The following is a 25,008-nucleotide window of genomic DNA, read 5'->3' as shown; positions in this document are numbered from 1 at the left end:
GACAGTCACTGACAATTGACAAAGCGATTCACGCGCCGGTAACTGTCACGTAGCTCACAGGTACGCTGAGCCGGACGAAATGCGTGAAAAGAGGATCCTGACGTGACCTTGCCCGGTCTGCGCGAGCGGAAGAAGCAACGTACGCGCGAGGCGCTGATCAAGGTGGCCCTCGAGCTCTTCACCGCGCACGGCTACGAGCGGACGACCGTCGACGAGATCGTCGACACCGTCGAGGTCTCCCAGCGCACCTTCTTCCGCTACTTCTCCTCCAAGGAGGAGGTCGCCTTCGCCGTCCAGCAGATGGTGGAGGAGCGTTTCGTCGAGGCCCTCCGGCGGCGGCCCCCCGGCGAGGGCCCCTTCGACGCGCTGCGCAACGCCGTGCTCTCCGGCTGGGACACCATCGGCGACGCCATCACCGAGGTCGTACCGCTGGAGCTGTATCTGCGCACCTTCCAGATGATCGAGTCGACGCCCGCACTGCTCGCCGTCCATCTGCGCCGCTCCACCGAGATGGAGGAGACCCTCGCCCGGATCATCGCCGAGCGGGAGGGCCTCGACGTCGACGCGGACCCGCGCCCGCGGATCGCGGTGGCGGCGTTCAGCGGTGTGATGCGTGTGACAGGACAGATGTGGGGACGGGGCGCGGACCAGAGCCTGGAGGCCATCCGCGCCCTCACCGAGCGGTATCTGGACCACCTCGCACCGGCCCTCGCACCCCGCTGGCGCGACCGGACGTAGCGCCGGACGGTCGGGTCGTTCACCCACGACCCGTAGGGTGGCCGCCCGTGACCCCCGTCGAAGCCGACTCCCCCACGCTCGTCGTCCTGCGCGCCCTGCTCGCGCTCGCCGTCGTGTTCGTGCTGCTCACGACCACGGGCTGGACGACGATCAAGCACCGTCCGGTGCCCGGTCCGTCCCGCGAGGCCGCGCTCGCCGCCTGGGCGGGCGACCGGATCGACCACCGCCCCCTGCCCGGACCGAACACCTCCGCCGGGGGCATAGCCGCGTTCTTCGCCCGGCTCGGCCACGCGCGCGCGGCCGGGCTCGCCGAACGGCATCCGCTCGTCGTCGGCAATCTCGACGGTGCCCCGGTCTCCCTGCGCTACCGCGCCAACCGGATCACCCTGGGCCGCGCCCTCACCGTCGAACGGGCCAGGATCCACGACACCCGGCTCTCCCCCGAGGGACGGCACGAGGCGCAGCGCCGCCTCGACCGCTTCGTCTCGCTGCTGCGGCCCGGCCGGCAGATCCTGGCCTTCGACCCGACGGGTACGGGGCGGACGGCCGAGGTCCTCGGGGACCTGCGGCGGGCCCGGCACGTCTCGGTGATCGTGCCCGGCGTCGACACCAACCTCCTCACCTTCCAGAAGACCCACGGGCGGTACGGGGCTCCCGCCGGCATGGCCGAGTCCCTCTACCGCGCCGAGCGGCGCGCCTCCCCCGGAGCCAGGGTCGCCGTGATCGCCTGGGCCGACTACACCGCGCCCGCCGGGGTCGGCGTCGACGCCATGACCGGCCGCCTGGCCGAGGGAGGCGCCGCGCGGCTCGTCCGGCTGACCGAGGCGCTCCCCGGCGACGCGCGCGTGGCGCTGTTCTGCCACAGCTACGGCTCCGTGCTCTGCGGGGTGGCCGCGCCCCGGCTGCCCGCCCGGGTGACGGACCTGGCCGTGGCCGGAAGTCCGGGTATGCGGGTCGAGCGGGCGACGGAACTCCGTACCCCCGCGCGCGTGTGGGCCATGCGGGACGCCGACGACTGGATCGCGGGCGTGCCGCACGTGGAGGTGGGCGGGGTCGGGCACGGAGCCGACCCGGTGGCCCCGGAGTTCGGCGCCCGACTGCTCTCGGCACGCGGCGCCATCGGCCACAGCGGCTATTTCGAGCCGGGCACCGAGAGCCTCGGCAACTTCGCCGCGATAGGCGTCGGCTCCTACGGGGAGCTGGTCTGCGCACGTGCCGACAGCGCTTGCCACGGGGGAATATCCGGTACGGAAGGGCGCTGACGCGCGTAGATCACGTAATTTCGGGACCTTTCGCGGGGGCGACGCACGGGCACCCGCCGCTTACGATGAGGCGTATGGGTGATGTGCTGGCCGGAATTCATGCCACCTGGGAGTTCGAGAGCGACGCCCTCGTCATCCGCTTCGACCGGGGGAACCGTGCGCCAAGGCTCTTCGGCGTGCTGCGCGAACGACGTGTACCGCACGAGGCGCTGGCGTCCGTGACGCTCTCGCCCGGCAAGCGGGGCACCGTCGTGCTGCACGCCGTGCCGAGACCGGGCGCCGATCCGCTGATGGAGGCGGCCGCGGGGCAGCTCTCGGAGAACTGCGACCCGTACCGCCTGGTGCTGCCGGCGGACCGGGAGACGCTCGCCGAGTACTACCGGGACGAGCTGCGGGCGGTCCTCGGGCCCGGGACGGAGGGGGCGGCGTACGCGGACGACCCCGGGGACGGGGACGAGGTGACGCCCGCCGACCGCTTCCTCGTGGCGCCGCCGCAGGGTCCGCAGTCCTTCAAGGCGTACGACGGGAAGGCGAGCTTCGACGGGCAGTCGGAGGTCTCGTTCCGCTGGTCCTGGACCGGGGCGTCCTCCGAGAAGTGGAAGGCGGGTGACCAGTTCTTCCACGTACGGGATCTCTGCGGGGTCGAGTGGCGCTCGCCCGACGTCCTGGACGGGCATCTGCGGCTGGTTCCGCGAGGCGGCGAACCCCGCGCGCCCCAGCCGGACCGCGACCCCGCCTCGGTCGTGTTCGGCCTCGGATACGGGCCGGTGCACCTGTCCCTTCCCTTCGCGGCGGCGGTCCTCGCGGCGATCAGGACCTCGGACCGCGTCCCGGCCCGTACGGCCGCCGCTCCCGGGGCCGTCGCTGAAAGGATTCGGCACCTGGGTGAACTGCACCAGGCGGGACTGGTGACGGACGAGGAGTTCTCGGCGAAGAAGGCGGAACTCCTCGCGGAGCTGTAGGCGGACAAGCACCACGCGCGCGCCACGCGCACCGCACGCACCACACGCACCACGCGCACCGCAGACCTGGCAGACCCGGCAGGCCCGGCAGATCCCGCAGACCCGGCAGATCCCGCAGCCCGGCGGACCCGGCTGATCCGGCGGACCCCGCAGACCCCGCGGACCCCGCCGTCATACCCCGGTATCAGGCCAGAGCCCGGTCCGCGGTATGACGTCGGGGACCGGGCCCCCTGCCTACCCTGAGCTGGTCATGGCTACCGAACCGCGGCACGAGCCGCCCACCCCCACCCTGCGGCAGCTCAGCACCCGGACACGCGAGACGTTCCAGGGGCTCGGGACCGCGCTCACCACGCCCACCACCCCGGGGGCGCCGCTCCTCGCCGACGCCTCCTCGCGATGGGTGCGCCTGCTGCCGTACGCCGTCGCCCTCGCGTTCGTCGCCTCGCTGCTGCCCACCACGGTCCACCTCCTCGCCGGGGACTACGGCGTCAACGGCGCGCTCGCCGGGGCCATCGGCACCGCCCAGACCGCGCCGCTGCTGCTCGCCGTCGCCCGCCCGCTCCAGGCCTGGTGGATCATCTTCGCCGCCGACGTGCTCGGCGCGGTGGTGCTGCTCGCCGCCGACGGGCCGCGTGCCGAACTCTGGCCCTGGACACCGCCGATCGTCGTCGGCTACTGCGCGCTGATGATCGCGCTCGGCCTGCGCGAGTCCCGCCGGGCGCTGTTCGGGGTGTGGCTGGCGACCGGCGTCGCGGGGTACGTCCTGGAGATCTTCCGGCCGGCCGGGTACACCAGCGTCCACACCCTGCTCGTCGTCCTCAGCGGCGTCCTGCTCCTCCTCACCTCGGCGGTACGCGCGCGTGGCGACGCCCAGCGGCGCCTCGTCGAGCAGGAGACCATCAGCGAGGCCGAGCGGTCCCGCCGCACGCTCCTGGAGGAGCGGGCCAGGATCGCGCGCGAGCTGCACGACGTGGTGGCCCACCACATGTCGGTGATCACCGTGCAGGCCGACTCGGCCCCGTACCGCATCCCGGACCTCCCGGACGCGGCACGCGAGGAGTTCACCTCGATCGCGTCGAGCGCCCGCGAGTCGCTGGCCGAGATGCGACGGCTGCTGTCCGTGCTGCGCAGTGACGGCAGCGAGGGCGAGCGGGCCCCGCAGCCGGGCCTCGACCGGGTCCAGCAGCTCGTCGAGGCGACCGTACGGGCCGGGGTGCCGGCCGAGCTGCGGCTCGCCACCGACCTCGGCGACGTACCGCAGGCGGTGGACCTCTCCGCGTACCGGATCGTGCAGGAGGCCCTCGCGAACGTCGTCCGGCACGCGCCGGGGGCGTCGACCCGCGTGTCGGTCCGGGCGGACGACGGATGGCTGACGGTCCTCGTCGTCAACGGGCCCTCGACGGAGCCGGGTTCCGCGGTGGAGCGCGGCGCGTCCGGCACCGGGCACGGACTCGTCGGCATGCGGGAACGCGTACGGTTGACGGGCGGCTCGCTCGACACCGGGCCGCTGCCGGACGGCGGCTTCCGGGTCGCCGCGCGGCTGCCGCTGACCCCGGACCCGGCCCCCGCCGTGAAGACGCCCCCGGCCCGGGACCCGGCGCCGGCCGCGTCTCCGACCCCACCGCCGACCCCGCCCCCGAACGCCGAGGACTCCGAGTGACCATCCGCGTGATCATCGTCGACGACCAGGCCATGGTGCGGGCCGGATTCGCCGCGCTGCTCGCCGCGCAGCCCGACATCGACGTCGTGGGCGAGGCCCCCGACGGGCGGCAGGGCGTCGACGTGGCCCGCTCGACGCACCCGGACGTGGTCCTCATGGACGTCCGGATGCCGGAGCTGGACGGACTCGCCGCCGCACGGGAGATCCTCCACCCGCCGGCCGGGGTCACCCACCGGCCGAAGGTCCTCATGCTGACCACCTTCGACGTGGACGACTACGTGTACGAGGCGCTGCGCGCCGGCGCGTCCGGCTTCCTCCTGAAGGACGCGCCGCCGGCCGACCTGATCGCGGCGGTACGGGTGGTGGCGGCGGGCGAGGCCCTGCTCGCCCCGTCCGTCACCCGGCGGCTGATCGCCGACTTCGCCGCCTCGCGGCCCGCGCCGCGCAAGGACACCACGGCGCTGCGGCTGAACGGACTCACCCCGCGCGAGACCGAGGTCCTCGAACTCATCGCCCGCGGCCTGTCCAACCAGGAGATCGCGGACCACCTCGTCCTCGCCGAACAGACGGTGAAGACCCACATCGGCCGGGTCCTCGCCAAGCTGGACCTGCGCGACCGGGCGCAGGCGGTGGTCTTCGCGTACGAGTCGGGACTCGTGACCCCCGGCACGTCCTGACGGCTACCGGGGCTCGTGACCCCCGGCACGTCCTGACGGCCGGGTAGCTGTCCCCCGGGGGAAAACCCCACCCCCCGGGTGGTGTTGCCTGCTCCTCCACCCCCTACCCCGGTATCAACCGGGAGTTGGCTCCCCGGTGTGACGTGCCGTCACCCGTCGTCTTCCTACCTTCCTCTCGCCAGCGAACGAGCGAGTACCGGAGAGGGAGGGCGACCCCATGCGCCGTATTTCGAGGACCCTGATCACCGCGGCCCTGGTGACCGCCGTGGTCGGCGGGACGGCCGGCTGGGCGTCCGGTGACAGCCAGGAGGCCGTCACCGGGGCGCCGGTCGGTACGGCGGAGTGGCGGGCCGCCGGGCTGCCGGACCCGGAGCGGATGGACCCGGCCGGGGTGGCGCGGTTCTTCGCCGGACTGAGCCCCGTACGGCAGCGGGAGCTGGCCCGGACGCACCCGACGGTCGTCGGGAACCTCGACGGGGCACCGCTCGAGCTGCGGTACGAGGCCAACGCCCGCACCACGCAGGGGGCGTTCGGCGGGGCGCGGGTCCTCGCCCACGACACCCGCGGCCGGGGCCAGGTCGCCCTGGTGTACGGGGATCTGACCCGGGCCGAGCACATCGCGGTGATCGTGCCCGGCTCGGACATCGACGCGGGCCACGTGCGGCCGCTCACCGACATGGCGGCCTCGCTGCGGCAGGCCACCGGCGGGGACACGGCGGTCGTCGCCTGGGCCGGGTACACCACCCCGGTCGGCGTCGGTCTGGACGCGGCCACCGGCCGGCTCGCCGAGGCGGGGGCGGACCGGCTCACCCGCTTCACGGACGGTCTCGCGGCCGTCGGGGCGCCCGAGCCGTCCCTGTTCTGCCACAGCTACGGCTCCGTGGTCTGCGGCCTCGCCGCCCATGATCTGAAGGCCAAGGACCTGGTGGTCTTCGGCTCCCCCGGGATGCGCGCCGGGAACGTGAACGAGCTCGGCACCGCAGCACGCGTCTGGGCGGCGAAGGATCCCACCGACTGGATCGACCGGATCCCGAACGTCGAGGTCGGGGACCTCGGGCACGGCGCCGACCCCACCGACGCGGCGTTCGGCGCCCGCCGGATCGCGGCCGACGACGCGGCCGGCCACGGCGGTTACTTCGCGCCGGGCACCTCCTCGCTCCGCACCTTCGCCGCGATCGCGGACGGCTCCGTCCGCGGCACCGACGACGTTCGCACCACCGCCGGCGCCCGCACCGAGGGAGACGTCCGATGAGCTCCCTCGCGACCATGGCCCGCCGCACGACCCGGAAGATCGAGTCGGGCACTCCCGCCCACCGCGACCGGGCGATCGACGGGCTGCGCGCCTTGGCCCTGCTGGCCGTGCCCACCGGGCACTGGCTGCTCGGCGGCTTCACGCTCTCCTCCGACGGGGCCGTCCACAACGCCAGCCCGCTGGGTGCGTTCGCGGGACTGGCGCCGGTCAGCTGGGTCCTCCAGATGCTGGGGATCTTCTTCCTGGTCGGCGGCTACGCCTCCGTCCTCTCGTACCGGCGCAGGAAGGGCTCCACGCGCGCGTGGCTCGGTGGCAGGCTCGCGCGGCTCGGCCGCCCGGTGCTCGGTGTCACGGCCGTCTGGGCGGCGCTGCTGCCCGTGCTGCACTTCGGGTTCGACGTGCCCGTGGACACCCTGCGGACCGCGTCCACGCTGGTGATCCAGCCGCTGTGGTTCGTCGGGGTGTACACGGTGGTCACCGCGCTCACCCCGCTGTGCGTCCGGGCCGCCCGCCGCCTCGGGGTGTGGGCCGCGGCCCCACTGCTCGGCTCGGTGGCCGTCGTCGACTTCCTGCGGTACGGCCCGTACGCCGACGCCGTACCGTCCTGGCTCAGCCTCCTCAACATCCTGCCCGGCTGGCTCTTCGCCTATCAGCTCGGCGTCTCCTGGGGCGAGGGCCGGGTCACCAGGCGGCACGCCTGGGCGCTGCTGATCGGCGGGGCCGCGCTCTTCGCCGCCCTGCTGCTCGCCTTCGGCTACCCGGCCTCGATGGTCGGCGTCCCCGGCGAGGCCCGCACCAACTCCCACCCGCCGTCGCTGCTCGTCCTCGCCCTGGCCGCCGCGCAGAGCGGCGCCGCGATCCTGCTCAGGGACCGGCTCGGCAGGCTCCTGAAGCGGCCCGCGCTGTGGGCGCCGGTCGTGGTCGTCAACCTCTCGGCGATGACGATCCTGTGCTGGCACCAGACGGCGATGCTCGCCGCGGCCGTCCCCGCCTCGTTCCTCGGGGAGGTCCCGGGTCTGGTCGGCGCACCGGACTCGGTCGGCTGGATCCTGGCACGGCTTGCGTGGATGCCGGTCTTCGCCGGACTCCTCGTCCTGATCGGGCGGTACGCGCGCGGGTTCGAGTCGCCGTGGGCGAGGACCGGCCCGGGCCGGCGCACCCTGGCGGGGCTGCTGGCGGCGGGATTCGCGGCCTTCGCCCTGGGGATCGCGTGACGCGCGCCCCTGGGGATCGCGTGACGCGCGGTCCCTCAGACCTCGCGCGACACCGCCGTGAAGCGCATGTCCGGGTAGCGGTCGCCCGCCACCAGACCGGCGATCGGCTCGAGTTCGGCGAGTTCGGCCGCGGTGAGGGTGATCCGGGTGGCGGCGGCGTTCTCCTCCAGGCGGGAGCGCTTGCGGGTGCCGGGGATCGGGACGACCGTCAGACCGTGGACGGAGGCCCGCTGCTGCACCCAGGCGAGGGCGATCTGCGCGGGGGTCGCGCCGTGCGCGGCGGCGATCTTGCGGACCGGGTCGAGCAGGGCCGCGTTCCGCTCCGCGTTCTCGCCGGTGAACCGGGGCTGGTGCCGGCGGTAGTCGCCGCCCGTCAGGTCCTTGCCGGCGTCGGCGAAGGATCCGGTGAGGAAGCCGCGGCCGAGCGGCGAGTACGGCACGACGGTGACGCCGAGTTCGGCGGCGGCGCCGACGGCGCTGCGCTCCACGTCCCGGGAGAACAGCGACCACTCCGACTGGAGGGCGGCGATGGGGTGGACGGCGTGGGCCTCGCGCAGCTCGGGGCCGGTGACCTCGCTGAGGCCGAGGTGCTTGACCTTGCCCTCCCGGACGAGTTCGGCCATCGCGCCGACGGACTCGGCGAGCGGGACGTCCGGGTCGCGGCGGTGCATGTAGTAGAGGTCGATGGTCTCGATGCCGAGGCGGCTCAGGCTGCCCTCGACGGCGGTCCTGATGTACGCGGGGTCGTTGCGGATCCCCCGGTAGGCGGGGTCGTCGGCGCGCCGTTCCAGGGCGAACTTGGTGGCGAGGGTGACCTCGTCGCGGTGGGCGGCGAGGAACGGGGCGAGGAACCGCTCGTTGGCGCCGTTGCCGTAGGCGTCGGCGGTGTCGATCAGGGTGACGCCGGCCTCCAGGGCCGCGTCGAGGGTGTCGCGGGCGGCGGCCTCGTCGGTGTCGCCGTAGAACTCGCTGATGCCCATGGCGCCGAAGCCCTGGACGCCGATCGCGGGTCCGTCCTGGCCGCCGAGCCGTACGGTGTCGATCCTGGTCACGCTGGTCATGAAGATGTGCCTCCGCATGCGGTCCCGTAATGACTGATCTTGATGTCGAGCACGGCGAGCGTGTCCTGGAGTTCGGTGATCCGGGAGAGCACGTCACGCCTGGTGGTCTCCAGGAGTTCCCGTCGTTCCTCGCGGGTGTGGTCTCCCTCGCGGACGAGCTCCGCGTACCGGACCATGTCGGCGACCGGCATCCCGGTCAGCCGCAGCTTGCCGACGAAGGCGAGCCAGCCCAGGTCCCGCTCGGTGAACCGGCGCTGGCCGGTGTGCGAGCGGTCGACGTGCGGCATGAGTCCGATCCGCTCGTACCAGCGCAGGGTGTGGGCGGTGAGCCCGGTCAGGGCCGCGACCTCGCTGATCGTGTAGTACGCCCGGGGGATCCGGGTACCGCTGGTGCCGGTGCTCGTACTCGTGCCTGTCGTCGTGCTCGTGCTCGCCATCACGCTCATGCCCCCACGCTAAAACGTTGGAGTGCACTCCAAGCAAGTAGGCTCGGCCCCATGCAGAGCAGCGTGCCGAGCCTGGCGTCGATCGAGAACTGGCCCGTCCCCACCGCGGCGGCCGCCGTGGTCCGCGCGGACGGCACCCTGGCCGGGGCGTACGGCCCCACCGGGCAGCGCTTCCCGCTCGCCTCCGTCACCAAGCCGCTCGCGGCGTACGCCGTCCTCGTCGCGTACGAGGAGGGGGCGATCGACCTCGACGAGCCGGCCGGGCCCGAGGGCGCGACCGTGCGCCATCTCCTCGCCCACACCTCGGGGCTCGCGTTCGACGAGAACCGGGTCATGGCCGCGCCGGGCACCCGCCGGATCTACTCCAACACCGGTTTCGAGGCCCTCGGCGACCACCTCGCCAAGGCGACCGACATCCCCTTCGCCGAGTACCTGCACCAGGCGGTCCTCGCGCCGCTGGGCATGACGTCGACGACGCTCGAGGGCTCGCCGGCCAAGGACGCCGTCTCGACCGTCGACGACCTGGTGCGGTTCGCCGCCGAGGTGCAGGCGCCGCGGCTGCTCGACCCGCGCACCGTCCTGGACGCGATGAGCGTCGCGTACCCCGGTCTGACCGGCATCCTGCCCGGCTACGGGCACCAGCGGCCCAACGACTGGGGCCTCGGCTTCGAGATCCGCGACGGCAAGTCCCCGCACTGGACCGGCGCCACGTCCTCGCCGCGTACCTTCGGGCACTTCGGGCAGTCGGGCACGTTCCTGTGGATCGACCCGGACGCGCGTGCCGCGTGCGTGGCGCTGACCGACCGGCCCTTCGGGGCGTGGGCGGTCGAGGCCTGGCCGCCGTTCACCGACGCGGTCCTCGCCGACCTGCGGACGGCCTGAGGCGCGGCTGTCCGCGGACGCCGCTATCCGTCGCAGCGGGTGGTGGGCAGGATCCCGTCCGGGCCGCTGAGCGACACCTCGACCAGGCCGGCCGGGTGCTCCGCGTAGGCGGCCGTGCAGACCAGCTGGCGGACGGCGGCCTCCGACAGCTTCTTGACCGGGAAGGGCGTACGGACCCAGACCAGCCGGCGCGCCGGGTTCCCCGGCGAGGTGGTCCCCTTGGAGGCCTGCAGCATGGTCGGGGTGTCCCCCTTCGCCTCGGGCAGGGCGGTGGTGATGCCCGCCGCCCTCTCGTGCTCGCTGGGGCCGGCGAGGAGCATGGCGAGGATCTTGTCGGTGACGATCCCGCCGCGGTTCAGGTCGTCGCGGGATATCTCGTAGCCGGGACCGAACACATCGGTCGGGACATGCTCTCCCGAGTCCCCCGTCGGGGGGGTGTTGTCCGGGTAGGGCAGGCCGAAGCCGCGGACCACCGGCATCGACCGGCCGTCGGGGCCGACGAAGTAGAGCACGATCCGTTCCTCGGGCAGCGGCGGCCCGACGTGGAGCGTCGCCGCCCCGCCCGCCTCGACGACATCGGTCTTCTGTATGCCGCAGCCGGCCAGCGCGAGCGGGGTCAGCAGGGCGAGCAGGGCCGCGGCGGCCGCTCGGCGGCGCTTCGCGGCTCCCCCCGCCCGGCGGCGGTGCGCGGCGGTGGCAGCCGCGCCGTTCACAGCGGCATCCGGGCCGTTCACAGCGGCATCCGCACGGTGAAGACGGCCCCGCCCTCGGGGTCGTTGGCGGCCGTGACCGTGCCTCCGTGGAGCCGTACGTTCTCCAGGGTGATCGCGAGGCCGAGGCCGCTGCCCGCGGAGCGGGTACGGGCCTGGTCCGCCTTGTAGAAGCGGTCGAACACGTGCGGCAGGACGTCCGGGTGGATGCCGGGACCCCGGTCGGCGACCTCCGTCACCAGCTGGTCCCCCTCCGCCCGGAGCCGGACCGTCACCGGCGCACCGCCGTGCCGCAGCGCGTTCCCGACGAGGTTGGCGACGACCACGTCGAAGCGGCGCGGGTCGAGCCGGGCCCTGATCCCCTCCGTGAGGTACGGGACGACCTGCGCCGGATCGGTCCAGTAGCGGTGCTGGAGGGTCTTGCGGACGCAGTCGGCGGCGTCGACCTCGTCGGTGTGCAGCTCTGCGGCGCGGGCGTCGAAGCGGGAGATCTCCATGAGGTCTTCGACGAGAACGGCGAGCTTCCCGGTTTCGGCGCTGATCAGGCGGACGGCGCGGGCGGTGTCGCTGTCGAGGCTCCCGGCGTCCTCGTCGAGGACCTCCGTGACGGCGAGCATCCCGGCGAGCGGGGTGCGGAGTTCGTGCGAGACGTCGGAGGCGAAGCGGCGGGCGCGTGCCTCGGCGTTGCGGAGTTCCGCGACGGAACGTTCCAGCTCGGCGGCGGACTCGTTGAACGTCCGGGCGAGGTCGGCGAGTTCGTCGCTGCCCTTGGCGTGGATACGGGTGTCGAGCCGGCCCCGGCCCATGCTGTGGGCCGCGTGGCGCAGCTCCCGCACGGGCCGGAGCACGCCGCGCGCGGCGATCAGGGCGGGGATCAGGGCGATGGCGAGCGCGGGCAGGGCTCCGTCGCGGGCCGCCGTGACCATGGCCTCGACGTTCGCCTCCTCCTCGGAGAGTTCCATGACGGCGTAGAACACGAGACCGGTGCGCTGCGGTGGGCCGTCGGCCGAGCGGGCCAGGAACACGGCGGGGACGGCGATCGTGAGGTACGGGGTGCCGTTCTTGACCACCCGCTGGAAACTGCCGTGCGGGACTGCCTCGTCGTCGGCGGCGCGGGCCCGCAGCTCCGGGGTGATGACGGAGGAGGTGGGCCGGTCGGTGGAGGAGACGCGGAGGGTGCCGTACTCGGCGTAGACGCGCCAGGCGCGGGGCTTGCCCTGGCGGGCGACGAGCATGAGCGAGTCCCGCAGGCTCTCCGCGTTGACGGGCAGTTCGGTGCCGAGGGCGTCGACCTGCTCGCGGAAGGCGGAGACGGCGGTGTCCTGGGTCTGCTCCAGGATGGCGTTGCGGGCGGCCCGGTAGGTGAGGGCGGCGGTGGTGCCGCAGCCGACGGCCGCGACGAGCAGGAAGGCGAGGACGAGCCGGGTGCGGAGCCCGAAGGGGTGCGGCCGCAGCCGCGGGCTCCGGCCCCCGCGCCGGGACGCGCGCCCCGTCGCTCCGTGACCGTCATGACCGGCGTGGCCGCCGGGCCCCGCGTCCCCGGTGTCCTCGTCCGGGGTGACGCAGGCCTTCACTGCGGTCCCAGCGGACCGAAGCGGTAGCCGAAACCGCGCAGGGTCTGGATGTAGCGGGGGTCGCCCGGGGTGTCCTCGATCTTGTTCCGCAGCCGGCGGACGCAGGCGTCGACCAGCCGGGCGTCCCCGTGGTAGCTGTGCTCCCAGACGTGTTCGAGGAGCTGCTGCCGGCTGAAGACCTGCTCGGGCGCGGCGGTGAGGTGGAGCAGCAGCTTCAGCTCGGAGGGGGCGAGGGCGATCCGCTCGCCCGCCTTCGCGACGGTGAGTCCGGCCCGGTCGATGGCCAGCTCCCCGTGGAACTCGACGGCGGCCCGGCCGCCGGCCGGCTCCTCGATGCGGCGCAGCACGGCCCGTATCCGTGCCTCGATGACCTCGGTACGGGCGGGCTTGACGATGTAGTCGTCGGCGCCGGCCTCCAGACCTATGACGACGTCGAAGTCGTCGCCGCGTGCGGTCAGCATGATGATCGGCAGCTGGCTGCTCTCGCGGACCCGGCGGCAGACCTGCACGCCGTTGATGCCGGGCAGCATGAGGTCGAGCAGCAGCAGATCCGGCCGGAACTCCGCGAGCGCGTCGAGCCCGGCCTCCCCGGTGGCGGCGGTGCGCACCTCGTGCCCGCGGCGCCGGAGCCCGAGCTCGACGCCTTCGCGGACGGAGGGGTCGTCTTCTATCAGGAGCACGCGGGGCATCTGTGAAGTATCCAAGGTCGAAGGGTCCCTCCTGCGCGGAGGGGTGGCTCAGGCGCGGTGGGCGAGGCCGCGCAGCCGGCCGGTCCCGGCCCCGATGAGGGCCTGGACCTCGGTGAGCCGGAGGGGCCGGGCGAGGACGGCGAAGACGGCGAGGACGGTCAGCGCGCCGGCGATCCCGGAGGGGACGGCTCCGGCCGGACCGGTGAGGTCGGTGATGAGGAGCCCGTAACCGGCGGCGGGTACGGCGGCGGACAGCAGCCGCACGATCGCGGAGACGGAACCGCCGGAGGCCGGACCGGCCGCGCCCACGGAGGCCGGACTCCCGGCGCCCGAGGAGGCCGGACCGCCCGCGCCTCCGGACGCAGGGCCGGTCCCGGACGCCGGGCCTGCCCCCTTGAGCCGCCTCCTCAGCACGTACGCCGTGAGGCCCCAGCCCGCCCAGAGGGCGAGCGTGTACCCGGCGGCCATGCCGGCCACGGCCCACCTGGTGGGCAGGTAGTGGTGGGCGGCGAACGACAGCCCCGCGTTGAGCCCGGCGATCACCAGGTTGAGCAGGAACGGGGTACGGGTGTCCCGCAGCGCGTAGAAGGCGCGGTTGCACACGTACTGCCCGGAGAGGGCGACGAGGCCGGGCGCGAAGGCCATCAGGATCCAGGACATCGCGCGGATGTCGTCGCCGGTGGTCGCCCCGTACCGGAAGACGACCGTCATCAGCGGCACGGCGAGCGCGAGCAGGGCGCAGGCCGCCGGGACGACGGCGGCCTGGCTGGTCCGCAGGGCGTACGAGACGTCCCGGCGGACCCCGGCGAGGTCGCCGTCGGCGGCGGCCGCGCTCATCCGCGGCAGCAGCGCGGTGACGAGGGAGACCGTGATGATGCCGTGCGGGACGGTCCACAGCAGATAGGCGTTGTTGTACGCGGCGAGGCCGCCGCCGCTGACGGTGCCGCCCGCCGAGGTGGCGAGGAGGGTGGTCACCCAGTACGCGCCCTGGTTGGTGAGGACGAGCAGGACCAGCCAGCCGGCCGAGCGCAGGGGCGTCGCGAGGCCGCTGCCGCGCCAGTCGAAGCGGGGCCGCCAGCGGAAGCGGGCGGCGCGCAGCGAGGGGACGAGGGCGAGCGCCTGGAGCACGATGCCGGCGGTGGTGCCCCAGCCGAGCAGCGCGGTCTCCCCGGGGGTGAGGGCGCCGCCGTCGCTGACCACGAGGAACAGGGCGAAGACGGCAACGACGACCACGTTGTTGAGGACGGGGGTCCACATCATGGCGCCGAAGCGGCCCCGCGCGTTGAGGACCTGGCCGAGCAGGGTGAACAGGCCGAGGAAGAAGATCTGCGGCAGGCACGCGCGCGTGAAGGCGAGGGTCATCTCCCGCTGCTCGCCCACGTAGTCGGTGTACGTGTCGACGATCAGGGGCGCGGCGAACACCGCGCCGGCCGTGAGGGCGAGGAGGGCGAGCACGCAGAGGGTGAGCAGCCGGTCGGTGTAGGCGGCTCCGCCGTCCTCGTGCTCCTTGGCGGCCTTGACCAGCTCGGGGACGAACACGGCGTTGAGGGCGCCGCCGAGGAGCAGCGTGTAGATGATGGTGGGGACGGTGTTGCCGACCGCGTAGCCGTCGGCGACGGCGGCCGCGCCGAGCGCCGCGGCGACGACGGCGGCGCGGACGAAGCCGGTGGCACGGGAGACGAGCGAGCCGGCGGCCATCAGCGCGCTGCTGCGCAGCGCGGACGGCTTGGCCTTCGCCCGGCCGCTGCCGGGCCTTTGAGCGGTGAGCGTGGCCGTCATCGGCGGGCCATGTACGCCTGGAAGGCGCGGAACAGCGCGTGGTTGGTCGTGCCCTGCATCGGTGTCTCCCACTCCCCCAGCGTCTCGACGACCTGTCCGCCCGTACCGAGCTTCCAGCGGAGCAGCCCGTGGGACCGGTCGCCCGGATCAAGGGTGGAGGGTACCCCGCGCAGGTCGTAGACGGCGGCGCCGAGGGCGTGGGCGTCCAGCATCATGCGCCACTGGAGGGCGTTGGAGGGGCGGACCTCGCGGCGGTGATCGGCGGAGGCACCGGTCTGGTACCAGACGCGTCCGCCGACGGTGACCATGGTGTGGGCGGCGAGGATCTCGCCCTCGTGGCGGGCCAGGTAGAGCTTCATCCGGCCGGGGTGCTCGGCGTTGAGGACGGCGTACTGGCGCTCGTAGTAGGCGAGGGAGCGGCCGAGCCGGAAGCCGTCGCGCTCCTCGGTGATGCGGAGCAGCCGGTAGAACTCGGGGAGGTCGGCGGCGGATCCGACGGTGATCTCGACCCCGGACTTGCGGGCCTTGCGGACGTTGCGCCGCCATTCCTGGTTGAGGCCGGTCCACAGGTCGTCGGGGGTGCGCCCGGTGAGCGGCACCTGGAAGACGTGCCGGGGCTGGGCGTCGGCCCCGTCCTCCGACTCCCCGCCGCAGCGGCGCCAGCCGCGGGCGCGGAGCCGTTCGGCGACGGCGGTCCCCAGCGGGTCGACCTCGTCGGCGAGGACGTCGGAGAGCCTGCGGCCGGGGCCGGTGGCGGCCTTGACGGTGGCGGCGTTCCACCGCCGGTAGGCGGGCCCGGGGCCGATGCGTACGGCGAAGGCGCCGCAGGAGCGGAGATGGCCGAGGAGCGGGCCGAGCCAGCTGTCGATGTCGGCGTCTGCCCAGTCGGCGACGGGGCCTTCGGGCAGGTAGGCGAAGTACTTGCGGGTACCGGGGAAGGGCCGCAGGAGGACGAGGGCGACGCCGGTCGGTCCACCGGACTCCGGTCCCCAGCCGATCAGTTGGTGCTGCCAGCCGTCCTTCACCTGGGCCCAGGCCGGGACCTGGAGGAAGCTGGGCCCGTCCGCACCGGAGCGGGACGCGAGGAAGGCGCGGTAGACCTCGGGGGTCACGGGGCCGAGCCGCAGGGCGCGGCGCTCGGTGGGTGCGGCCGTCACGAGCAGGGCTGACACAACGGGAGCCTCCTTGTTCCGCCCCTCGGTGGTGGGGCGCACAGCAGGCTCACAGCCGAATTCGACGGAGTCGCGCGGCGTATGTGACCGGACGATGACCGTTTTGCCGCAGCCCTTGTCATACGGGTCCCGGGCCCCCCGTGCGGCGCGGGGAGCGACCTACAGTCCGAAACATCCCACTCGCTCCTCATCACTGCGGAGGTCTCCCGTGCTGCGCATACGCACACCCCGTCCCGTTCTCGCGGCAGTCGCGCTGACCGTCTCCCTGACGGCCTGTTCGGCTCAGGCGGCGAGCGGTCCCGGGGGGACCGGGGGGACCGCGGCGGACGCGTCGAAGGCTCCGCCGGCGAAGGTGACGGTCGTGGAGCCGGCGGCCGGCGTCCCGGTGACGGTGACCGCGACGGGCGGCACGATCTCCGAGGTGAAGGTCGTGGACGCGGACGGCGGTTCGCTCGCCGGGCGGGCGGCCGCGGGCGGCACCCGCTGGGTCTCGGACCGCAAGGCGGCGCCGGGCACCGCGTACACCGTGGAGGTCACCTCGCGCACGGCCGACGGCAGGGAGTCGACCACCCGGTCCTCCTTCAGGACGGCGGCGGCGGACAAGGTCAACAAGCTGACCCTCGCCCCCGGCAAGAACACCACCGTCGGCATCGCCCACCCCGTCTCGATCGTCTTCGACCTGCCGGTCACGAAGAAGGCGGACGTGGAGAAGCAGCTGAAGGTGACCACCTCGAACGCGACCGAGGGCTCCTGGGGCTGGGTCAAGGACTACTCGGGCCGGGACAGGGCGGACTGGCGCCCCCGTACGTACTGGAAGCCCGGGACGAAGGTCACCCTGGAGGCGAATCTGAACGGCACCGACTCGGGCGGCGGTTGGTTCGTACGCGACTACCGCACCGGCTTCACGATCGGCGCGGCGCAGATCGTCAAGGTCGACCTGGACCGCCACAGGCTGACCCTCGACAAGGCGGGGCGCACGGTCCGTACGATCCCGGTCTCCGGCGGCACCCCGGGCGGCGACAAGCGGTCCTGGCGGGGCACGGCCGTGCTGATGGCGAAGGAGGGCACCATCAACATGAACTCGGAGACGGTCGGCCTCGGGGACGCCTACGACAAGATGGTCGACTACTCGATGCGGCTGACCTGGTCGGGCATGTACGCGCACGCGGCCCCGTGGAACGCGGCGTACTTCGGCAACGCCAACAAGAGCTCGGGCTGCATCGGCATGAGCGACGCGAACGCCGCGTCCTTCTACGGCGCGGTGAACGTCGGCGACCCCTTCGAGATCACCGGCAAGGACACCAAGGGCACGGTCGACGAGGGCAACGGCTACGGGGCGTGGAACCTGAGCTGGGAGCAGTGGAAGAAGAAGAGCGCGCTCGCCTGAAGCGCCGGCCCCCGGCCGTTCAGCCGAGGGCCTTGCGCCAGTCCCGCATCTCCCAGATCAGGACCTCCGCATCGGACGTGGCGACGAGGGTGTGCCCCCGGGCGTCGGTGATGCGGGCGGCGTCGCCGGGGCGCAGCGGCTCGCTGTCGGGCCCCTCGCCGGACTCGGCGCCGGGCTCCTCCTCTCCGAACCCCACCGTGCCGCGCACGACATGGACGTACACGAGGTCGGCGGCCGGTACGGCGACGCTCTCGCCCGCGCTCGGCCGGCGGACGTGCAGCCGCGCACCGGCCGCCGGGAGGTCGTACGGCTCCCCGAGCCCGCGCACCACCTCGTACGAGGGCTCCCCGCCCGGCGACAGCGGTGCGAGCCACATCTGCACGAAGACGAGCGGCACGTCCGCGTCGTTGCGTTCGACGTGCCGGACTCCCCCGGCGGAGCTCAGCCGCTGGAGGTCGCCGGGGCGGACGACCGTGGTGTGGCCGGCCGTGTCGTGGTGGGTGAGCTCCCCCTCGGCGACCCAGGTGACGATCTCGGTGTGGCTGTGCGGATGCTCGTCGAAGCCCGCGCCGGGCGCCAGCCGCTCCTCGTTGCAGGCGAGCAGGGCGCCGAAGCGGAGGTTGTCGGGGTCGTAGTGCGGCCCGAAGGACAGGGCGTGCCGGGTCTCGATCCCGGCGGCCGGGTCGCCCCCGGGGTACCGCTCCGCCGCGCGCTGGATGCGTATCACGGGTCCTACGGTAGTGCGGCCGCCCGGGGCCGTACCCGGCTCCCGCCGCGAGGCGTTCCCGGTGGTTCCGGCGGGGTCCCGCCGCGAGGCGTTCCCGGCGGTTCCGGCCGGGTCCCGCCGCGAGGCGTTCCCGGCGGTTCCTGCGGGGTCCGGCCGCCGACCCCGACGGAGACGAACCGCCCCGACCCCGCACACTGCCGTCCCGATAAGGCAGTCTTGTCCCCGTGCCAGAACCCACGAACGCCCCTCACCCGCACGCCGCGACCCTGAAGCGCCTCGAACAGTCCTCCGGGCGGCTCGCCGCCAACGCCATTGCCCGCATGGACGAGACGCTGCCGTGGTACCGGGCGATGCCGCCCGAGAACCGGTCGTGGATCGGTCTGGTCGCCCAGGCCGGCATCGCCGCGTTCACCGAGTGGTTCCGGCACCCGGAGACCCCGCAGGCCATCTCGACGGACGTCTTCGGCACCGCGCCCCGCGAGCTGACCCGCGCGATCACCCTGCGCCAGACCGTCGAGATGGTGCGGACCACCATCGAGGTCATGGAGACCGCGATCGAGGAGGTCGCCGCCCCCGGCGACGAGTCCATCCTCCGCGAGGCGCTCCTCGTCTACGCCCGGGAGATCGCCTTCGCGACCGCCCAGGTGTACGCCCAGGCCGCCGAGGCCCGGGGCGCCTGGGACGCGCGCCTGGAGTCGCTCGTGGTGAACGCGGTCCTCTCCGGCGAGGCCGACGAGGGCGCGGTCTCGCGTGCCGCGGCGCTCGGCTGGAACTCCCCGGACCATGTGTGCGTGATCCTCGGCACGGCCCCCGACGGGGACAGCGAGCTGACCGTGGAGGCGATCCGCCGCGCGGCCCGGCACGCCAAGCTCCAGGTCCTCACCGGGGTCCTCGGCAACCGCCTGGTCGTCATCGCCGGCGGCAACGACAACCCGCTGGCCGTGGCGAAGGCCCTGATCGGCCCGTACGCGGCGGGCCCGGTCGTCGCGGGCCCGGTGGTCCCCGACCTGCTGGCCGCCACGCGCTCCGCGCAGGCCGCCGCGGCGGGCCTGAAGGCCTGCTCCGCCTGGCAGGACGCTCCCCGCCCGGTCCTCGCGGACGATCTCCTGCCGGAGCGCGCCATCGCGTCCGACCCTTCGGCGCGCGAGCAGCTGGTGGAGGAGATCTACAGACCGCTGGAAGAAGCCGGGTCGGCGCTGCTCGAAACTCTCAGTGTCTATCTGGAGCAGGCCAGCAGCCTGGAAGGCGCGGCGCGGATGCTGTTCGTGCACCCCAACACCGTGCGCTACCGGCTTCGACGTGTGACCGACGTCACCGGCTGGTCACCCTCTGATGTCCGTTCCGCGTTCACGCTGCGGATCGCGCTCATTCTCGGGCGCTTGGCCGACGGAGATCCGCAGTCCTAGACTTTTGTCGAACACCAACAATTCCCCCGACGGTTCTTCGTCCCTGTCCCCACGGGCGCTCGGAGCCGTCCGCAAGAGAGAGTGTGAGGGTGCTCGTACTCGTCGCTCCCGGCCAAGGCGCCCAGACGCCCGGCTTCCTGACCCCCTGGCTCGAACTCCCCGGCGCCGCCGACCGCATCGCGGCCTGGTCGGACGCCATCGGGCTCGACCTCGCCCACTACGGCACGAAGGCGGACGCGGACGAGATCCGTGACACCGCAGTGGCCCAGCCGCTCCTCGTCGCCGCCGGCCTGCTGTCCGCCGCCGCCCTCGGCGACGTCTCCCCCGGCGTCGTCGCCGGTCACAGCGTCGGCGAGTTCACCGCCGCCGCGTTCGCGGGCGTCCTCGACGACACCGCCGCGCTGCGTCTCGTACGGACCCGTGGGCTCGCGATGGCCGAGGCCGCCGCGATCACCGAGACCGGCATGTCGGCGCTGCTCGGCGGCGACCCCGAGGTGACCGTCCCGCATCTGGAGAAGCTCGGCCTGACCGCGGCCAACGTGAACGGCGCGGGCCAGATCGTGGCCGCCGGCACCATGGAGCAGCTGGCCGCCCTGGAGGCCGACAAGCCCGAGGGTGTCCGCCGGGTCGTCGCGCTCAAGGTCGCCGGTGCCTTCCACACGCATCACATGGCCCCGGCCGTGGCGAAGCTCGAAGCGGCCGCGAAGGAGCTGTCCCCGGCCGCCCCGGCCACCCGCTACGTCTCGAACAAGGACGGGCAGGTCGTCACCGACGGCGCCGAGGTCGTGGCCCGCCTGGTCGGCCAGGTCGCGAACCCGGTCCGCTGGGACCTGTGCATGGAGACCTTCCAGGCGCTCGGCGCGACCGCGCTGATCGAGGTGTGCCCCGGCGGCACCCTGACCGGCATCGCCAAGCGCGCCCTGCCGGGCGTGTCCACGGTCGCCCTCAAGACTCCCGACGACCTCGACGCGGCCCGTACGCTCATCGCTGAGCACGCGGCCGTCTGACAAGGAGTGTCGAGAAGCATGTCGAAGATCAAGCCCAGCAAGGGCGCCCCGTACGCACGGATCCTCGGTGTCGGCGGCTACCGCCCCACCCGGGTCGTGCCGAACGAGGTGATCCTCGAGACGATCGACTCGTCCGACGAGTGGATCCGCTCGCGCTCCGGTATCGCCACCCGGCACTGGGCCTCTCCCGAGGAGACCGTCGCCGCCATGTCGGTGGAGGCCTCGGGCAAGGCCATCGCCGACGCCGGGATCAACCCCGAGCAGATCGGTGCCGTGATCGTCTCCACGGTCTCGCACTTCAAGCAGACCCCGGCCGTCGCCACCGAGATCGCCGACAAGATCGGCGCCGGCAAGCCGGCCGCGTTCGACATCTCCGCCGGCTGCGCGGGCTTCGGCTACGGCCTGACGCTCGCCAAGGGCATGATCGTCGAGGGTTCCGCGGAGTACGTGCTCGTCATCGGTGTCGAGCGGCTCAGCGACCTGACGGATCTGGAGGACCGCGCGACGGCCTTCCTGTTCGGCGACGGCGCCGGTGCCGTGGTCGTCGGTCCTTCGGACGAGCCGCACATCGGCCCCACCGTCTGGGGTTCCGAGGGCGACAAGTCCGAGACGATCAAGCAGACCGTGCCGTGGAACGAGTTCCACGTGGGCGACGTCTCCAAGCTTCCGCTCAACGAGCAGGGCGAGATCAAGTTCCCCGCCATCACGCAGGAGGGTCAGGCGGTCTTCCGCTGGGCCGTCTTCGAGATGGCGAAGGTCGCCCAGCAGGCTCTGGACGCCGCCGGCATCTCGGCGGACGATCTGGACGTCTTCATCCCGCACCAGGCGAACATGCGGATCATCGACTCGATGGTGAAGACGCTGAAGCTGCCGGAGCACGTCACGGTCGCCCGTGACGTCGAGACCACCGGCAACACGTCCGCGGCCTCGATTCCGCTCGCCATGGAACGACTCCTGGCGACCGGCAAGGCGAAGAGCGGCGACACGGCGCTCATCATCGGCTTCGGGGCGGGTCTCGTCTTCGCCGCGACGGTCGTTACCCTCCCCTAGGCACTCCGGTTCTCCCGGAAGCCTTTTCACAAGTAATCACAAGAAGGAGCGCCACCATGGCCGCCACCCAGGACCAGATCGTCGAAGGCCTCGCCGAGATCGTCAACGAGATCGCCGGCATCCCGGTCGAGGACGTCCAGCTGGACAAGTCCTTCACCGACGACCTGGACGTCGACTCGCTCTCCATGGTCGAGGTCGTCGTCGCCGCCGAAGAGCGCTTCGACGTCAAGATCCCGGACGAGGACGTCAAGAACCTCAAGACGGTTGGCGACGCTGCCGACTACATCCTGAAGCACCAGGCCTGATTCGGCCCTCGCTGACTCGGTCCGCCACCCGGCGGTGGCGCCGTATTCCGACCATCACACACATGGAGAACGAATTCCTGTGAGCTCGACCAATCGCACCGTGGTCGTCACCGGTATCGGCGCAACCACACCGCTGGGTGGCGACTCCGCGTCGACCTGGGAAGGTCTTCTCGCGGGGCGCTCCGGCGTCCGGCCCCTGGAGGGCGAGCGCTTCGCCGAACTGCCCGTGCAGATCGCCGCGACCGCCGCCGTCGACCCCGGTGACGTCCTGCCCCGCCCGCTCGCCCGCAAGCTGGACCGCTCGGCGCAGTTCGCGCTGATCGCGGCCCGTGAGGCCTGGGCCGACGCGGGCTACACCGCCCCCGCAGGCGAGGACGCGTCCATCGCGCCCGAGCGGCTCGGGTCGGTCATCGCCTCCGGCATCGGTGGCGTAACGACTCTGCTCGACCAGTACGACGTGCTCAAGGAGAAGGGCGTCCGCCGCGTCTCCCCGCACACCGTGCCCATGCTCATGCCGAACAGCCCCTCCGCGAACGTGGGCCTCGAGGTGAACGCCCGGGCGGGCGTCCACACCCCGGTCTCCGCGTGTGCGTCGGGTGCCGAGGCGATCGGCTACGCCGTCGAGATGATCCGTACCGGCCGTGCCGACGTGGTCGTCGCCGGCGGTACCGAGGCCGCGATCCACCCGCTGCCGATCGCCGCCTTCGCCAACATGATGGCGATGTCCAAGAGCAACGACGAGCCGACGAAGGCCTCGCGTCCCTACGACACCGGCCGTGACGGCTTCGTGCTCGGCGAGGGCGCGGGCGTCGTGATCCTGGAGTCCGAGGAGCACGCGAAGGCCCGCGGCGCCCGCGTCTACTGCGAGGTGCTCGGCCAGGGCCTGTCGGCCGACAGCCACCACATCGCGCAGCCCGAGCCGACCGGCCGGGGCATCGCCGCCGCGATGCAGAACCTGCTCGACGCGACGGACCTCAAGCCGTCCGAGGTCGTCCACCTCAACGCGCACGCCACGTCGACGCCGCAGGGTGACGTCGCCGAGATCAAGGCGCTGCGGAAGGTCCTGGGCGACGACCTGGACCACGTCGCGATCTCCGCGACGAAGTCGATGACCGGCCACCTCCTGGGCGGCGCGGGCGGCATCGAGACCGTCGCGACGGTCCTGGCGCTCCACCACCGTCTGGCCCCGCCGACGATCAACGTCGACGAGCTGGACCCGGAGGTCGACGCGGACATCGTCCGCGACGAGCCCCGCGAACTCCCGCAGGGCACGATCGCCGCGATCAACAACTCGTTCGGCTTCGGCGGCCACAACGTGGTCCTGGCGTTCCGCACGATCTGACCCGCACCTGACGCGGCAGAGGCCCGACTCCCCGACCCGGGAGCCGGGCCTTCGCCGTGCCCGGCAGACGACGGAGGCCCGCTCCCTTCTCGGGGTGGGCCTCCCTCGCGTGTCGGTGCTCAGCGCAGGGCGAAGGCCGACGGTTCCGCCTGCATCAGGAGGTGGTTGACGACGATGTGCCCGCCGTCGGCGGCGACGACGAGTTCCGGTGCGATGGAGAGTTGCGCCTCGGTGTTCTCCGGGGCGATCACCGTGCCCGGCCTGCCCGTGCCGGCGTCGAGGAGCACGATCCTCGCTCCGGCGGCGTCCTCCAGGACCGCGACCCGGCCGTCCCGCTCGGTCGTCAGCGCCGCCGTCTGATGCTCGGAGGCGTACTCCCAGGCCTTCCGGCCGTCCGTGAGGGAGTACGCGACGACCCGGTCGGGCACCAGGCCGTCCCGCTCGGCCGTCGTGATCAGGCGACCGTCGCGGACGACGATCCGCGCGGTGCGCCCGTCGCCCGCCTCCCCGGGGGCGGTCAGCTCTCCCTCGGGGCCGGAGAGCGGGATCGTCACCGTCGGCGTGCCCTTGCCGTCGAAGCCGAGGAAGGCGTGGGTGCCGCGCTTGTCGTCCTCGTGGACGGCGACGACGACCGGGGCGACGGAGACCACCGCCGCCGTGGCACGGGACTCCACGGGGAGTTCCCTCAGCCACTGCTGCGCGCCGGTACGGGTGTCCAGGGCGACGAGCCGTGCCCCCGTGCCGCACTGTTCGGCGAGGAGGGTGCGGGTGGCGTCCGCGTCGACCGCGAGCACCCGGCAGCCCTTCGCGAGCGGCCGCTGCCAGCGCTGGTCGCCGGTCTCGGAGGACCGGCCCCGGACGGCGCCGTCCTCGGCGGTGACGGCGGTGCCGCCGCCGACGGCGGCGCCCCGGGCGAGGAGGCCCGTGCCGGGGAGGGTCCTGCGCCACATGACCTTGCCGTCGGAGACACGGACGGCGAGGAGTTCGGCGCAGGACTTCTCGTGCCGGCCGTGGGCGATCAGGCCGATGCCCTGTTCGGCGTCGGAGGACATTCCGCAGAGGGCCTGGCGGGTCGGGGCGGAAACGTTCCAGCGGACCGCTCCGGTCGCGGAGTCGTACGCGTACAGCCCGTCGAGCCGCCCCTGCGCGACGGCGTCGCCGAGGGCCCAGGCACCGACCCCCTCGTCGTGCTTCGCGCCGACGGGCGGGACGGACCACGCGATCCCCGCCTTCCGCGGGGCCGCCGACGCGGAGGCGCTCGCGGCGGGTTGCCCGGAGGCCCGGCCCTCTTCGTCGTCCTCGTCGTCGCCCGCCGCCGTCAGGCCCCAGGTCCCGGCCGCGGCGAGCGCGAGCAGCCAGACGACTCCGGCCACCAGCGCCGGGGAGCGGCCTGCCGTCGTGCCGCCGTCGGCCTTGGCGAGGTCCGGGCCCGGCACCCCGTCCTGGGGCTCCGCGGTCGTACGGCTGCGCCGGCCCGCCAGGAGTCCCGTCACCCCCGCCGCCACCAGGGCCAGTGCGCACCCCAGCGCCGTCCAGCCCCTCGGCCAGGAACCGGCGACGACCCCGGCTCCCAGGAACGTCGCCGCGGCGCCGAACGCGGCGCCCGACAGCAGAACGGCGGCCGTGACCGGCGCCGTACGTCCTCGCGTCACTTCTCTCCCACCCGGCGCGCCCCCTGCGCACCCGGGCGGAATCTACCGCTCGTC

General features: G+C 73.3%; 23 protein-coding genes. 14 read left to right on the top strand and 9 right to left on the bottom strand.

Translation table 11 applies throughout. From position 1 onward, the window contains the following. Positions 1 to 102 precede the first annotated feature (102 nt). From ACFQ79_RS23280 to ACFQ79_RS23250, 7 genes are all read left to right on the top strand, one after another. Positions 103 to 738 (top strand): TetR/AcrR family transcriptional regulator, encoded by a 636-nt coding sequence (locus ACFQ79_RS23280; RefSeq protein WP_383586459.1) that lies wholly within the window; start codon positions 103 to 105, stop codon positions 736 to 738. Positions 739 to 785: 47 nt separating this feature from the next. Beyond that, on the top strand, positions 786 to 2,000 hold the full coding sequence (locus ACFQ79_RS23275) for an alpha/beta hydrolase (RefSeq protein ID WP_383586457.1): 1,215 nt from the start codon (positions 786 to 788) through the stop codon (positions 1,998 to 2,000). A gap of 74 nt (positions 2,001 to 2,074) precedes the next feature. Then, positions 2,075 to 2,962, top strand: coding sequence for a DUF4429 domain-containing protein (locus ACFQ79_RS23270; RefSeq protein WP_383586455.1), 888 nt, complete (start codon positions 2,075 to 2,077; stop codon positions 2,960 to 2,962). A gap of 250 nt (positions 2,963 to 3,212) precedes the next feature. Continuing rightward, on the top strand, positions 3,213 to 4,622 hold the full coding sequence (locus ACFQ79_RS23265; protein WP_383586453.1) for a sensor histidine kinase: 1,410 nt from the start codon (positions 3,213 to 3,215) through the stop codon (positions 4,620 to 4,622). After that, positions 4,619 to 5,299, top strand: coding sequence for a response regulator transcription factor (locus ACFQ79_RS23260; protein WP_328944840.1), 681 nt, complete (start codon positions 4,619 to 4,621; stop codon positions 5,297 to 5,299). The genes ACFQ79_RS23265 and ACFQ79_RS23260 overlap by 4 nt, the downstream gene beginning before the upstream one ends. A gap of 217 nt (positions 5,300 to 5,516) precedes the next feature. Then, positions 5,517 to 6,551, top strand: coding sequence for an alpha/beta hydrolase (locus ACFQ79_RS23255; RefSeq protein ID WP_383586451.1), 1,035 nt, complete (start codon positions 5,517 to 5,519; stop codon positions 6,549 to 6,551). Then, the gene (locus ACFQ79_RS23250; protein WP_383586449.1) at positions 6,548 to 7,765 is read left to right on the top strand and encodes an acyltransferase; all 1,218 of its coding nucleotides are present in this window, start codon (positions 6,548 to 6,550) and stop codon (positions 7,763 to 7,765) included. The genes ACFQ79_RS23255 and ACFQ79_RS23250 overlap by 4 nt, the downstream gene beginning before the upstream one ends. Before the next feature lie 35 nt (positions 7,766 to 7,800). Here the strand turns inward: ACFQ79_RS23250 and ACFQ79_RS23245 are convergent, their stop codons facing one another. Next, the gene (locus ACFQ79_RS23245; RefSeq protein WP_383586447.1) at positions 7,801 to 8,826 is read right to left on the bottom strand and encodes an aldo/keto reductase; all 1,026 of its coding nucleotides are present in this window, start codon (positions 8,824 to 8,826) and stop codon (positions 7,801 to 7,803) included. Then, positions 8,823 to 9,272, bottom strand: coding sequence for a MerR family transcriptional regulator (locus tag ACFQ79_RS23240; protein ID WP_383586445.1), 450 nt, complete (start codon positions 9,270 to 9,272; stop codon positions 8,823 to 8,825). The genes ACFQ79_RS23245 and ACFQ79_RS23240 overlap by 4 nt, the downstream gene beginning before the upstream one ends. Before the next feature lie 51 nt (positions 9,273 to 9,323). On the opposite strand from ACFQ79_RS23240, the gene ACFQ79_RS23235 reads away from it, so the two are divergent. After that, the gene (locus ACFQ79_RS23235; protein WP_383586443.1) at positions 9,324 to 10,154 is read left to right on the top strand and encodes a serine hydrolase domain-containing protein; all 831 of its coding nucleotides are present in this window, start codon (positions 9,324 to 9,326) and stop codon (positions 10,152 to 10,154) included. A gap of 23 nt (positions 10,155 to 10,177) precedes the next feature. On the opposite strand, the gene ACFQ79_RS23230 is transcribed toward ACFQ79_RS23235, so the two are convergent. The 5 genes from ACFQ79_RS23230 to ACFQ79_RS23210 are packed head-to-tail and all read right to left on the bottom strand — an operon-like array spanning position 10,178 to position 16,078. Next, positions 10,178 to 10,888 (bottom strand): hypothetical protein, encoded by a 711-nt coding sequence (locus tag ACFQ79_RS23230; RefSeq protein WP_383586441.1) that lies wholly within the window; start codon positions 10,886 to 10,888, stop codon positions 10,178 to 10,180. Then, positions 10,885 to 12,438, bottom strand: coding sequence for an ATP-binding protein (locus tag ACFQ79_RS23225; protein WP_383586439.1), 1,554 nt, complete (start codon positions 12,436 to 12,438; stop codon positions 10,885 to 10,887). The genes ACFQ79_RS23230 and ACFQ79_RS23225 overlap by 4 nt, the downstream gene beginning before the upstream one ends. Beyond that, positions 12,435 to 13,127: a response regulator transcription factor gene (locus tag ACFQ79_RS23220; RefSeq protein ID WP_030321847.1), complete on the bottom strand. Its 693-nt coding sequence runs from the start codon at positions 13,125 to 13,127 to the stop codon at positions 12,435 to 12,437. The genes ACFQ79_RS23225 and ACFQ79_RS23220 overlap by 4 nt, the downstream gene beginning before the upstream one ends. 48 nt (positions 13,128 to 13,175) lie before the next feature. Beyond that, positions 13,176 to 14,906: a murein biosynthesis integral membrane protein MurJ gene (gene murJ, locus ACFQ79_RS23215; RefSeq protein WP_383586437.1), complete on the bottom strand. Its 1,731-nt coding sequence runs from the start codon at positions 14,904 to 14,906 to the stop codon at positions 13,176 to 13,178. Beyond that, a complete protein-coding gene (locus tag ACFQ79_RS23210; protein ID WP_383586435.1) occupies positions 14,903 to 16,078 on the bottom strand; it encodes a lipid II:glycine glycyltransferase FemX in 1,176 nt (391 codons plus the stop codon). The genes murJ and ACFQ79_RS23210 overlap by 4 nt, the downstream gene beginning before the upstream one ends. 208 nt (positions 16,079 to 16,286) lie before the next feature. Here ACFQ79_RS23210 and ACFQ79_RS23205 point away from each other — a divergent pair, with 208 nt between their 5' ends. After that, the gene (locus ACFQ79_RS23205) at positions 16,287 to 17,465 is read left to right on the top strand and encodes an Ig-like domain-containing protein (RefSeq protein WP_383586433.1); all 1,179 of its coding nucleotides are present in this window, start codon (positions 16,287 to 16,289) and stop codon (positions 17,463 to 17,465) included. 19 nt (positions 17,466 to 17,484) lie between these two features. Here ACFQ79_RS23205 and ACFQ79_RS23200 read toward each other — a convergent pair whose 3' ends face one another. Next, on the bottom strand, positions 17,485 to 18,192 hold the full coding sequence (locus ACFQ79_RS23200) for a pirin family protein (RefSeq protein ID WP_383586431.1): 708 nt from the start codon (positions 18,190 to 18,192) through the stop codon (positions 17,485 to 17,487). Between the two features lie 224 nt (positions 18,193 to 18,416). Between ACFQ79_RS23200 and ACFQ79_RS23195 the strand changes: the two genes are divergently transcribed. From ACFQ79_RS23195 to fabF, 5 genes are all read left to right on the top strand, one after another. After that, a complete protein-coding gene (locus ACFQ79_RS23195; RefSeq protein ID WP_073917732.1) occupies positions 18,417 to 19,598 on the top strand; it encodes a CdaR family transcriptional regulator in 1,182 nt (393 codons plus the stop codon). 89 nt (positions 19,599 to 19,687) lie between these two features. Continuing rightward, positions 19,688 to 20,605 carry an ACP S-malonyltransferase gene (locus ACFQ79_RS23190; RefSeq protein ID WP_383586429.1) on the top strand — a complete coding sequence of 306 codons (918 nt, stop codon included), beginning with the start codon at positions 19,688 to 19,690 and terminating at the stop codon, positions 20,603 to 20,605. A gap of 18 nt (positions 20,606 to 20,623) precedes the next feature. After that, positions 20,624 to 21,655: a ketoacyl-ACP synthase III gene (locus tag ACFQ79_RS23185; RefSeq protein ID WP_383586427.1), complete on the top strand. Its 1,032-nt coding sequence runs from the start codon at positions 20,624 to 20,626 to the stop codon at positions 21,653 to 21,655. 56 nt (positions 21,656 to 21,711) lie between these two features. Then, positions 21,712 to 21,960 carry an acyl carrier protein gene (locus tag ACFQ79_RS23180; protein ID WP_015033413.1) on the top strand — a complete coding sequence of 83 codons (249 nt, stop codon included), beginning with the start codon at positions 21,712 to 21,714 and terminating at the stop codon, positions 21,958 to 21,960. A 79-nt stretch (positions 21,961 to 22,039) separates the two neighbouring features. Next, positions 22,040 to 23,302 (top strand): beta-ketoacyl-ACP synthase II, encoded by a 1,263-nt coding sequence (gene fabF, locus ACFQ79_RS23175; protein WP_383586426.1) that lies wholly within the window; start codon positions 22,040 to 22,042, stop codon positions 23,300 to 23,302. Between the two features lie 119 nt (positions 23,303 to 23,421). Here fabF and ACFQ79_RS23170 read toward each other — a convergent pair whose 3' ends face one another. Then, the gene (locus ACFQ79_RS23170) at positions 23,422 to 24,954 is read right to left on the bottom strand and encodes a PQQ-binding-like beta-propeller repeat protein (protein WP_383586424.1); all 1,533 of its coding nucleotides are present in this window, start codon (positions 24,952 to 24,954) and stop codon (positions 23,422 to 23,424) included. Positions 24,955 to 25,008: the final 54 nt, after the last annotated feature.

The sequence above is a fragment of the Streptomyces sp. NPDC056480 genome, from assembly GCF_042795405.1.
Lineage (GTDB): Bacteria > Actinomycetota > Actinomycetes > Streptomycetales > Streptomycetaceae > Streptomyces.
The sequence above is the reverse complement of the archived record's forward strand: the minus strand, read 5'-3'. Positions and strand labels throughout refer to the sequence as shown.

Coding starts and splice junctions, on each gene's coding strand:
- murJ (WP_383586437.1), bottom strand. CDS start 14,906: ATGACGGCCACGCTCACCGCTCAAAGGCCCGGCAGCGGCCGGGCGAAG.
- ACFQ79_RS23240 (WP_383586445.1), bottom strand. CDS start 9,272: ATGAGCGTGATGGCGAGCACGAGCACGACGACAGGCACGAGTACGAGC.
- ACFQ79_RS23235 (WP_383586443.1), top strand. CDS start 9,324: ATGCAGAGCAGCGTGCCGAGCCTGGCGTCGATCGAGAACTGGCCCGTC.
- ACFQ79_RS23270 (WP_383586455.1), top strand. CDS start 2,075: ATGGGTGATGTGCTGGCCGGAATTCATGCCACCTGGGAGTTCGAGAGC.
- ACFQ79_RS23255 (WP_383586451.1), top strand. CDS start 5,517: ATGCGCCGTATTTCGAGGACCCTGATCACCGCGGCCCTGGTGACCGCC.
- ACFQ79_RS23220 (WP_030321847.1), bottom strand. CDS start 13,127: ATGCCCCGCGTGCTCCTGATAGAAGACGACCCCTCCGTCCGCGAAGGC.
- ACFQ79_RS23265 (WP_383586453.1), top strand. CDS start 3,213: ATGGCTACCGAACCGCGGCACGAGCCGCCCACCCCCACCCTGCGGCAG.
- ACFQ79_RS23250 (WP_383586449.1), top strand. CDS start 6,548: ATGAGCTCCCTCGCGACCATGGCCCGCCGCACGACCCGGAAGATCGAG.
- ACFQ79_RS23245 (WP_383586447.1), bottom strand. CDS start 8,826: ATGACCAGCGTGACCAGGATCGACACCGTACGGCTCGGCGGCCAGGAC.
- ACFQ79_RS23185 (WP_383586427.1), top strand. CDS start 20,624: ATGTCGAAGATCAAGCCCAGCAAGGGCGCCCCGTACGCACGGATCCTC.
- ACFQ79_RS23180 (WP_015033413.1), top strand. CDS start 21,712: ATGGCCGCCACCCAGGACCAGATCGTCGAAGGCCTCGCCGAGATCGTC.